Here is a 3,080-nt window from a genome sequence, read left to right as displayed (position 1 = left end):
ATCGTGCTGTTGGGCACGCTGGCCGGTGACATCTATTCCACCGCGCAGGAAACCCGCGCTCAGCTTGCGGGCTGTTCGGACGCGCTGACCTATCTGGGGCAGGCGGCCGTTGTTTCGGTCGGCACGTTGTTTCAGGCGGCGATCCTGCCCGGCGTGATGCTGGCCTTCCTTTATGGCGCCTATGCCTTTGGCTATGCGCTGTTGAAGCCCGAAAAAGCCCCGCCGGTGACGGTTGGTGGTGGCGGCATCAGCACCGCCACCCGTCAGGACAAGCTGACGTGGTTCCTTGTGGTGCCTGCCGGGATCATCGCCATGGCGATTGCCGCAGGCAGCCTGAACATCGCGGGCAGCCAGGACATGACTGTCAGCAGCTTTTCCGATCTTGGCGACAGCGCCGTGTTGCGCACCAATGTGTCGGATCAGTGCAAGGTCTCGATGATCGACCTGCACGGTCAGGAGAAATGGGATCTGGCGGTTGAGCAGCAGGCTCAGATCGATGCGGCAGGCGGGGCGCAGACCAGCACCCAGCGCAGCGCCGAAGAGATCGCCGCCGTGCAGGCCGCCATGGTTGCCTCGGCCCCGCCGCTGTCGACCCCGATCATGATCGGCTTTGTTCTGTTGTCGATCATTATCGCCGCCGCGCGCGGTGTGGCCCCGCTGGCCGATCCGCGCCCGCTGGTGATCGGTGCCGTTGGTATCGGTGTGGGGCTGTTGGTCGATGCGCTGTTCCTGTCGCCGCTGGCCTCGCCGGGTCAGGTGGTGGTGCGACTGGCGATCCCGCTGATCATGGCGCTTTATGGTGTGCGCTATGCGATGGGGCTGCTTAGCCGAAACGAGCTGTTGCGCGTGGCCTTCCCGCCGCTGGTGCTGATCGTTGCGGTGCTGGGCTCGATCCTTGGTGGCATCACCAACCCGACGCCCGCCGCGGCGCTGGGGGCGGGTGGCGCGATCATGCTGGCCGCCTATCGCAAGCTGCGGGATGAGCAGAAATCCGGCAAGATTATCATCTGGGCCTCGCTGGCTGTTGGCGTGATGATCCTTGCGGGCACCGATTTCGACCTGCGCGTCGGTCTGGACACCGTCCGGTTCGAGGACTGGATCGCCTTTGGCGTCGCCCAGATCGCTTATCACTTTGCGATGTTCGGCCTGCTCTATGCCTGCTGGGTGCTGTGGCGCACCGGGGTGCTGAAGGTCATCGTCCGCGAGACCGCCAAGGTGACCTCGATGGTGTTCACCATCCTGATTGGCTCGCAATTGCTGAACCTGGTGGTGATCTCATTCGGGGGCGAACATTACATTCAGGCCTTCCTGCGCAGCTTTGACAATGAATTCACCGTGTTCCTGCTGGTGATGCTGGTGCTGTTCTTTCTGGGCTTCGTTCTGGATTTCCTTGAAATCATCTACATCGTGGTGCCGATCGTCGGGCCGGTGATCTATGGCGGCACGTTCGACCCGAAATGGGTGACAATCATGATCGCGGTGAACCTGCAAACCAGCTTCCTGACACCGCCGTTTGGCTTTGCACTGTTCTATCTGCGCGGGGTGGCGCCGCCAGAGGTCTCGACCGGGCATATCTATCGCGGGATCGTGCCTTTCGTGCTGATCCAGGTGGTGGGTCTGGGGATCTTGTGGTTCTTCCCATCCATCGTGACCATCGTGCCCAGCTTGCTGACGCACTGATCTGAAACGCAAAACGGGGGCTTCGGCCCCCGTTTTCATGTCCGCACTTCGGAGGGGTCCTAGTCGCGCGCCCGTGTGTCCGGCAGCGATATCCGCGCCACCTGTTCGGCAATCGGCGACACCGACAGCGGATGGGTCTCGCTGTCATGGCTGTTCGGATCGCCAATCGGCTGCCATGCGCCGCCTTTGTAGATCTCAAGCCCCTGAAACTTGGCCTTATAGCCCATCTTGGGACTGCCCGGCACCCAATAGCCCAGATAGACATAGGGCAGGCCGGCCTCGCGGGCGATCTCGATATGGTCAAGGATCACATAAGTCCCCAACGAGCGCGCCTGTGCCTCGGGGTCGTAAAAGGAATAGACCATGCTCAGACCGTCATCCAGAACGTCGGTCAGGCAGACCGCCGTCAGGACCGGCTGATCGCGCGGCGTGTCGCCGGGGGCGGTATATTCGACGATCCGGGTGCGCACCGGCGTTTCCTCGACCATGGCGGCGAATTCGAAAATATCCATATCGGCCATACCGCCATCGGCATGACGGCTTTCCAGATAATGCCGGAACAGCGCGTATTGATCCTCGGTCGCCCAGGGCGAGGTCGCGCGCCGGGTCAGATCGGTATTGCGGCGCCGGGTCTTGCGCTGGCTGCGGCTGGGCGCGAAATCGGCGACCTTGATCCGGGCCGACAGGCAGGCGGTGCAATCGGTGCAAGACGGGCGATACAGCACATTCTGCGACCGCCGGAACCCTTGTTTGCTCAGCGCGTCATTCAACTGTCCGGCATGGTCGCCTTGCAGCGCCGTGAACAGCTTGCGCTCCATCCGGTCGGCCAGATAGGGGCATGGCTGGGGCGCTGTGACGTAGAACTGCGGCGCAAGAGGCAGAGTGTGACGCATGGGGCGGGCAAACCTTTGAGGACCTGAAAAACGCTAGCAAAGGTTTTTCCGGTCGCCAAGCCCCTTGCGGTTATTGTCCGGCGGCGCGGTTAACGGCGGCGGTGCCCAGAAGCAGATCATGCAGGCCCTGCGCCCGCGCCCCGGTCAGCATCATCAGGATCGACGCCGCCTGCAAAAGCATCGAGGCAAAGAACACCGAGAACAGAACCGTGTGCCAAAAGGCCAGAAACAAGCCCAGCCGCTGACCACGGGCATCGCGCATCTCGATCGCGCTTAGCCGCATCCCCAGCGTGGCCGAACCACCGGCCAGCGTCACGACGCGATAGACAAAGCCCACCAACATCATCAGCACCGGGAAAAAGAAGATCCCGGTAAAGGCGGTGAACGGCAGAACCAGCAACGACAACAGCACGATCAGCACCGTATCGACCACAAAAGCGATCAGGCGCTTGGTCGGCACATCGGCGTAGAATTCGGCGTGAAGGTCAGGGTCGGGCAGACCCCAGT

General features: G+C 62.2%; 3 protein-coding genes. 1 reads left to right on the top strand and 2 read right to left on the bottom strand.

Annotated elements, in window-relative coordinates:
• Window positions 1–1,680: TRAP transporter large permease subunit (locus ABYW26_RS12600; RefSeq protein WP_372605254.1), on the top strand; the 1,680-nt coding region annotated here is incomplete at its 5' end.
• Between the two features lie 59 nt (window positions 1,681–1,739).
• On the opposite strand, the gene ABYW26_RS12595 is transcribed toward ABYW26_RS12600, so the two are convergent.
• On the bottom strand, window positions 1,740–2,573 hold the full coding sequence (locus ABYW26_RS12595) for an arginyltransferase (RefSeq protein WP_372605253.1): 834 nt from the start codon (window positions 2,571–2,573) through the stop codon (window positions 1,740–1,742).
• A 70-nt stretch (window positions 2,574–2,643) separates the two neighbouring features.
• Window positions 2,644–3,072 (bottom strand): RDD family protein, encoded by a 429-nt coding sequence (locus tag ABYW26_RS12590; protein ID WP_372605256.1) that lies wholly within the window; start codon window positions 3,070–3,072, stop codon window positions 2,644–2,646.
• Between the last annotated feature and the right edge of the window lie 8 nt (window positions 3,073–3,080).

Origin of the sequence: Actibacterium sp., from assembly GCF_041584535.1 — a bacterium.
Classification (GTDB): domain Bacteria; phylum Pseudomonadota; class Alphaproteobacteria; order Rhodobacterales; family Rhodobacteraceae; genus Actibacterium_D.
Note: the sequence above shows the minus strand (reverse complement) of the source record. Positions and strands in the feature narration are given on the sequence as shown.